Source organism: Geminicoccus sp., from assembly GCF_035556675.1.
In the GTDB taxonomy this organism is placed as follows: Bacteria; Pseudomonadota; Alphaproteobacteria; order Geminicoccales; family Geminicoccaceae; genus Geminicoccus.
Genome location: NZ_DATMFZ010000358.1, coordinates 21,324 through 27,587, shown reverse-complemented (window position 1 = coordinate 27,587; position 6,264 = coordinate 21,324). Strand labels below are relative to the sequence as shown.

7 protein-coding genes, 1 tRNA gene and 1 CRISPR repeat array are annotated in these 6,264 nt (G+C 69.2%); of the genes, 7 read left to right on the top strand and 1 reads right to left on the bottom strand.

What is annotated here, in order from left to right; all coding sequences use genetic code 11:
• Positions 1-3: 3 nt before the first annotated feature.
• A CRISPR array of direct repeats spans positions 4-764; the repeat unit is 29 nt; unit sequence GGCTTCCCCGCCCACGCGGGGATCGTCCC.
• A gap of 397 nt (positions 765-1,161) precedes the next feature.
• Positions 1,162-1,237, bottom strand: a tRNA-Thr gene (locus tag VNS22_RS25445).
• 27 nt (positions 1,238-1,264) lie between these two features.
• Between VNS22_RS25445 and VNS22_RS25440 the strand changes: the two genes are divergently transcribed.
• The 7 genes from VNS22_RS25440 (at position 1,265) to VNS22_RS25410 (ending at position 6,186) form a co-directional block, all read left to right on the top strand.
• Positions 1,265-1,498, top strand: coding sequence for a hypothetical protein (locus VNS22_RS25440; RefSeq protein WP_325737525.1), 234 nt, complete (start codon positions 1,265-1,267; stop codon positions 1,496-1,498).
• Positions 1,499-1,599: 101 nt separating this feature from the next.
• Positions 1,600-2,166: a dCTP deaminase gene (gene dcd, locus VNS22_RS25435; protein ID WP_325737523.1), complete on the top strand. Its 567-nt coding sequence runs from the start codon at positions 1,600-1,602 to the stop codon at positions 2,164-2,166.
• Positions 2,166-3,431, top strand: a complete 1,266-nt coding sequence (gene murA, locus VNS22_RS25430; protein ID WP_325737521.1) for a UDP-N-acetylglucosamine 1-carboxyvinyltransferase — start codon at positions 2,166-2,168, stop codon at positions 3,429-3,431. The genes dcd and murA overlap by 1 nt, the downstream gene beginning before the upstream one ends.
• Positions 3,432-3,444: 13 nt before the next feature.
• Positions 3,445-3,897, top strand: a complete 453-nt coding sequence (locus tag VNS22_RS25425) for a DUF2948 family protein (protein ID WP_325737519.1) — start codon at positions 3,445-3,447, stop codon at positions 3,895-3,897.
• Positions 3,898-3,956: 59 nt separating this feature from the next.
• Positions 3,957-5,246 (top strand): histidinol dehydrogenase, encoded by a 1,290-nt coding sequence (gene hisD / locus VNS22_RS25420; protein WP_325737517.1) that lies wholly within the window; start codon positions 3,957-3,959, stop codon positions 5,244-5,246.
• Positions 5,243-5,728, top strand: a complete 486-nt coding sequence (locus VNS22_RS25415) for a UPF0262 family protein (protein WP_325737515.1) — start codon at positions 5,243-5,245, stop codon at positions 5,726-5,728. The genes hisD and VNS22_RS25415 overlap by 4 nt, the downstream gene beginning before the upstream one ends.
• Positions 5,728-6,186 (top strand): low molecular weight phosphatase family protein, encoded by a 459-nt coding sequence (locus tag VNS22_RS25410; protein ID WP_414653439.1) that lies wholly within the window; start codon positions 5,728-5,730, stop codon positions 6,184-6,186. The genes VNS22_RS25415 and VNS22_RS25410 overlap by 1 nt, the downstream gene beginning before the upstream one ends.
• The last annotated feature ends 78 nt before the right edge of the window (positions 6,187-6,264 follow it).

The window sequence follows — 6,264 nt, the reverse complement described above, 5'->3', positions numbered from 1 at the left end:
CACGGCTTCCCCGCCCACGCGGGGATCGTCCCACTGTCTGGGGTGGATATGTCGGCCCATCCGGGGCTTCCCCGCCCACGCGGGGATCGTCCCGCGATCGGCCCGACCGAACCGGCATCCCCGCGGGCTTCCCCGCCCACGCGGGGATCGTCCCGACGAACCGCTGATCAGGTTGCCGAGCTGGCCGGCTTCCCCGCCCACGTGGGGATCGTCCCTGGTCGGGTCAGGGATCATCCGGTTGATCAGCGGCTTCCCCGCCCACGCGGGGATCGTCCCCCAGCAATAAGCACTCCCCGAGTAGCGTGTCGGGCTTCCCCGCCCACGCGGGGATCGTCCCTCGCGAAGAAGTTCGGCGTCGACCGCAGCAACGGCTTCCCCGCCCACGCGGGGATCGTCCCTCCACGGTGTACGGGGGAGTTGTTCCTAGCGGGGCTTCCCCGCCCACGCGGGGATCGTCCCCGGCAGGACAAGCCCAGACCAATCAAGGGCACGGCTTCCCCGCCCACGCGGGGATCGTCCCGTCAACCGGGAGAAGATCCTGCTGGATGACGAGGCTTCCCCGCCCACGCGGGGATCGTCCCTTCGCGGACACGCGCACCTTCGACGTTTCGGCGGCTTCCCCGCCCACGCGGGGATCGTCCCACGTCGGCAAGCTGCTCCAGTGCCCACACCAGGGCTTCCCCGCCCACGCGGGGATCGTCCCGGCGCGCCGTTGTTTTTGGGCGGCCAGTACCCGGCTTCCCCGTCCACGCGGGGATCGACCCCTTGAGGTCCCTTCGAGGCATGCCACAACTGGTCGGCCAGAAAGTGATACAGGGTGAGGGTGGGGGACCCATTCAGATTTACCCCCTCCCCCGGGGGGCTGGGGGTGCCACAATTCCAGCTCAGCTTTGCGGCTGGCTGAAATGTAACGAGAAAGCGCAGTGGCGGCCGCCCCAAGCTGCGAGCTTCGAAGTTGACGCCCTATCTTGGGGCGTCCTGCCGCGGAAAATGCTGGCGCCAGATTGGGAGGGGAGAATTGGCGGCCACGTGTCTACTCCGGTGCATTGGAGCGGCCGTCTGCATGTTGGGCCACGGTGCTTCCGGGGTGCTTCCGGACTTCAGGTGCTTCCTGACGCCCAGACCATCCTGGCTACTAAGCTATTGGATTTTCTAGAGAAATGGTGCTGTCGACTGGAATCGAACCAGCGACCTCGTCCTTACCAAGGACGCGCTCTACCGACTGAGCTACGACAGCGCACCGCGTGCGGCAGCGGGTGACCCCTTGCTGCGCCGCGCGCTAGATGCCACGGGTGTCGCCGCGTTGCAAGAGGCGGTGGCGATGGAAAAGGAACAGGGCAGGACGGCCAGGGAAGAGCGGGCCGCGCGGCTGGCGGCGGCGATGCGCGAGAACCTCAAGAAGCGCAAGGCGCAGGAGCGGGCGCGGCAGGAGCGGGTGATGGCGGACTTGGCTGCGGAGGCGGAGGAGAAGGGAAGCGGGAGTGGCCAGCCTGGTTGACCGCTTCTGCACCTGCGGTAGAAGCGCCGATCATGTCAGCATGTGCTGACGGACGCGGCCGGGCCCTGCCGGCGCCAACGCCTTCTTCTGGATGAAGCCGCATGTCGATCATGCCCGACCACTGGATCCGGCAGCAGTGCCTGGAGCACGGCATGATCGAGCCGTTCGTCGAGCGGCAGACCAGGGTCGAGGGCAAGGAGCGACTGATCTCCTACGGCCTGTCGTCCTACGGATATGATGCCAGGCTCGCGCGCGAGTTCCGGATCTTCACCAATGTCGACAATGCGCTGGTGGATCCCAAGAACTTCTCCGCCCAGAGCTTCGTCGAGCGTGACGGGCCGTTCTGCGTGGTGCCGCCCAACAGCTTCGCGCTGGCGCGCACGGTGGAGTATTTCCGGATCCCGCGCGACGTGCTGGTGATCTGCCTGGGCAAGTCGACCTATGCGCGCTGCGGCATCATCGTGAACGTCACCCCGCTCGAGCCGGAATGGGAGGGGCATGTCACGCTGGAGATCTCCAACACCACGCCGCTTCCAGCCAAGGTCTATGCGGACGAGGGGATCTGCCAGTTCCTGTTCCTCAAAGGTGCCAGCGCGCCCGAGGTGAGCTATGCCGACCGGGCCGGCAAATACATGGGGCAGCGGGGCGTGACCCTGCCGAAGATGTGATGGACCGGATCATCATCGAGGGCGGGGTTCCGCTCGAAGGCCGGATCCAGGTGAGCGGGGCGAAGAACGCAGCCTTGCCGCTGATGGCCGCGACCCTGCTCACCGGCCAGCCGGTCGAGCTGTCCAACGTGCCCGACGTGGCCGATGTCGGCACGATGCAGCGGCTCCTGCAGCGGCTCGGCACCGCGTCGACCATGCAGCCGGGGGCACCCGGCACGCTGCGGCTGCAGACCGAACAGCTGATGTCGACCACCGCTCCCTACGACCTCGTGCGCCGGATGCGCGCCTCGGTCCTGGTGCTGGGGCCGATGCTGGCACGCCAGGGCGAGGCGGCGGTGTCCCTGCCGGGGGGCTGCGCCATCGGCACCAGGCCGATCGACCTGCACCTGATGGGCCTGGAGCGCATGGGGGCCGTGATCGAGCTGGAGCAGGGCTACGTCAAGGCGACGGCACCCAAGGGGTTGAAGGGGGCCGAGATCAAGCTGCCGCAGCCTTCGGTGGGTGCCACCGAGAACCTGATGATGGCGGCCTGCCTGGCGGATGGCGAGACGGTGATCCTGGATGCCGCCCGCGAGCCCGAGATCGTGGATCTGGCCCGGCTGCTGCGGGCCATGGGTGCGCAGATCGACGGTGCCGGCAGTGCCATGCTCACGATTCGGGGCCAGGCGGCACTCGGCGGTGCTGCGCACCGGATCATCGCCGACCGGATCGAGGCCGGCACCTATGCGATGGCGGCCGGCATCACGCGGGGCCACCTGGTCCTGCAGGACGTGCGGGCCCAGGACCTGGGGGTCGCGGCCGAGCGGCTGGAGGAGGCGGGCCTCGTGCTGGCCGACGGCGAGGGCGGCCTGTCGGTGCGCCTGGGCGATGGCGGGCTCAAGGGCGTGGACGTGATGACCCGGCCGTTCCCGGGCTTTGCCACCGACCTGCAGGCCCAGTTCATGGCGCTGATGTGCATGGCCGAGGGCGCCTCGATGATCACCGAGACGATCTTCGAGAACCGCTTCATGCATGTGCCGGAACTGGCGCGGATGGGCGCCAGGATCACCGTGCATGGTGGCTCCGCCCTGGTGCGCGGCCAGGCCCGGCTCACCGGCGCGCCCGTGATGGCGACCGACCTGCGCGCCTCAGTCTCGCTGGTTCTTGCAGGTCTCGCCGCATCCGGCCCTACAACCGTCAACCGCGTCTACCATCTGGATAGGGGATACGAGCGGCTTGAAGAGAAGCTGCGCGGCGTGGGGGCCCGAATCGAGCGGGCCGGCTGACGGAGGGCGAGACTTGGCCGAGAAACGCGTGCGCCTGCAGGCCACGGATGTCGAGGATCTGGCGGTGATCGCTGCGTTCCTCCAGGACGCGCGCACCTGCGTGGCCGAGATGGCCTACGATCCGGCGGCCGGGCGCTTCATGATCGCCTTCATCCGCTACCGCCGCGAGCAGTACCGCGACACCACACGCTGCGAGGGCCTGACCGAGTGCTCCTCCGCGCTGGTGGTCGACGAGGTGGCCAAGGTGCGCTACCGCGGCATCGACGAGACCGCGCGCCTGGCGGAGCTCAACCTCCTGACCATCGCCACCGAGCCCGCCCCGGGCACCGACCTGTTCGTGGACCTCGTGTTCGCGGGCCAGGGCACGATCCGCCTCCAGGTGCCGGCGGTCCGCGCCAAGCTCGACGACTTCAGCGATCCGGTGCCGTGCCAGATCAGCCCCTGCGATCATTTCAACGCCGCCTAGACTAGCCGGCAGGGGTCCTGGTCGCCGGGCCCGGGCTGGCCGATCCGGAGTTCCATCGCTTGCGCTTTCTCGATTCGCGGGCAGCCGACTTTCCCGCCAGCTTCGCCGCCCTGGCCGAACGCCGTCACGACGAGGCGGGCGATGTCGGCGCTGCCGTCCAGGCGATCATCCAGGACGTGCGCCGCCGTGGCGATGCGGCGCTGCTGGAGCTGACCCGGCGGTTCGACCGGTTCGACCCGGACGAGATCGGGCTGCGGGTCGAGCCGGCCGAACTGGAGCGGGCCTGGGCCGCCTGCCCGCCCGAGCAGTTGCGGGCCCTGGAGGTGGCGGCGGCACGGATCGAGGCGTTTCATTCCCGCCAGAAGCCGGAGCCGCTTGCCTGGACCGACGAGGCCGGTGTCCGGCTGGGCCAGCGCTGGACCGCGATCGATGCGGTGGGCCTCTACGTGCCGGGCGGCACGGCCGCCTATCCGTCCTCGGTGCTGATGAACGCGATCCCGGCGAAGGTGGCGGGCTGCCGGCGGCTGGTGGTGGCGGCCCCGGCACCGGATGGGCAGAGCAATCCCCTGGTGCTGGCCGCCTGCCGGCTGGCCGGGGTGGACGAGATCTACCGGATCGGGGGGGCGCAGGCGATCGCGGCGCTGGCGTACGGCACCGCCACGATCCGGCCAGTCGACAAGATCACCGGCCCGGGCAACGCCTACGTGGCGGAAGCCAAGCGCCAGGTGTTCGGCGTGGTCGGGATCGACATGATCGCCGGTCCCAGCGAGGTGGTGATCGTGGCCGACCGGAGTGCCGGAGCCGACCTGGTGGCGGCCGACCTGATCGCCCAGGCCGAGCACGACGTGCTGGCGCAGAGCATCCTGATCACCGACGATCCGGACCTGGCACGCCACGTGCCGGTCGAGGTCGAGCGGCAGCTCCAGTCCGCACCCCGCCGGGAGATCGCGGCAAAGAGCCTGGCCGATCTTGGCGTGGTGATCCTGGTGAGCGGGCTGGACGAGGCGGTGCCGCTGGTCGACCGGCTGGCGCCGGAGCATCTGGAGCTGATGGTCGAGGACGCGGACGCGCTGGCGGCCAGGGTGCGCCATGCCGGGGCGATCTTCCTGGGCACGTGGACGCCGGAAGTGATCGGCGACTATGTCGGCGGGCCCAACCATGTGCTGCCCACCTCGCGCAGCGCCCGGTTCTCGTCCGGCCTGTCGGTCTACGACTTCATGAAGCGCACCACCCTGCTCGGCTGCGGCGAGCCGGGCTTTCGCCAGCTGGCTGATGCGGCCAGGATCCTGGCCGAGGCGGAGGGGCTGGACGGGCACGCCAACGCGATCCGGCTGCGGGGGGCGAGGTGACCAGGCGATCCGACGGCCCCGACCGGATCGTCGCGATCGAACTCGACCAGGGAAGCGTGGTGCGCTGGACGCCGGAGGTGCAGCACGAGCGCAATGTCGCGATCTTCGACCTGCTGGAGGACAATTCCTTCCAGCTGAAGGACGGGTTCCCCGGGCCCTACGAAGTGGCGCTGTCCTTGCGCGACAACAATCTGGTGATGGACGTGGTCCAGCGGGACAGCCGCGCGGAGCGTGAGCTGATCTTGGCGGTGCGGCCGCTGCGCCGGGTGATCAAGGACTATTTCATCATCTGCGACAGCTACTTCCAGGCCATCCGTGGTGCCCCGCCGTCCCGGATCGAATCGATCGACATGGCCAGGCGCGGCCTGCACAACGAGGGGGCGGAACTGCTGCGGGAAGCGCTGGTGGAGAAGGTCGACGTCGATGCCCAGACGGCGCGGCGGCTGTTCACCCTGGTCTGCGTCCTGTCGCTGCGGCGCTGATGGAAGGTGCGGTGCCAGGGGAGGTACCCGGCAGCGTGCTGTTCGCCTGCACGCACAACGCGATCCGCTCGCCCATGGCCGAGGGGATCCTGAAATACCTGGCCGGCCACAAGATCTATGTCGACAGCTGCGGAGTGCGGCCGCAGGGGCTCGACCCGTTCGCACTCGCCGTGATGGACGAGATCGGCATCGACCTTTCCCGCCACGCGGCCAAGGGCTTCGACGACCTCGACGACCATTTCTTCGACCTGGTCATCTCCCTGTCGCCCGAGGCCCAGCACAGCGCGGTCGAGCTGACCCGGACCATGGACGTGGCGATCGAGTTCTGGCACATGCCCGATCCTTCCCTGGTCGAGGCGAGCCGCGAGGTGCGGCTGGACGCCTATCGCAGCCTGCGCGACGACCTGATGCTGCGCATCCGCCGCCGCTTCGCCGCGGTCCGGCCGCCCGGGCCGTGAGCGCCGTCGGGCGGCCTCTGTGCCTCCTGTGCGCTTGACCCGCAGAAAAGCAGCGCGCAGAAGCCAGGGCAGCATGGC

Coding starts and splice junctions, on each gene's coding strand:
- dcd (WP_325737523.1), top strand. CDS start 1,600: ATGTCGATCATGCCCGACCACTGGATCCGGCAGCAGTGCCTGGAGCAC.
- murA (WP_325737521.1), top strand. CDS start 2,166: ATGGACCGGATCATCATCGAGGGCGGGGTTCCGCTCGAAGGCCGGATC.
- VNS22_RS25410 (WP_414653439.1), top strand. CDS start 5,728: ATGGAAGGTGCGGTGCCAGGGGAGGTACCCGGCAGCGTGCTGTTCGCC.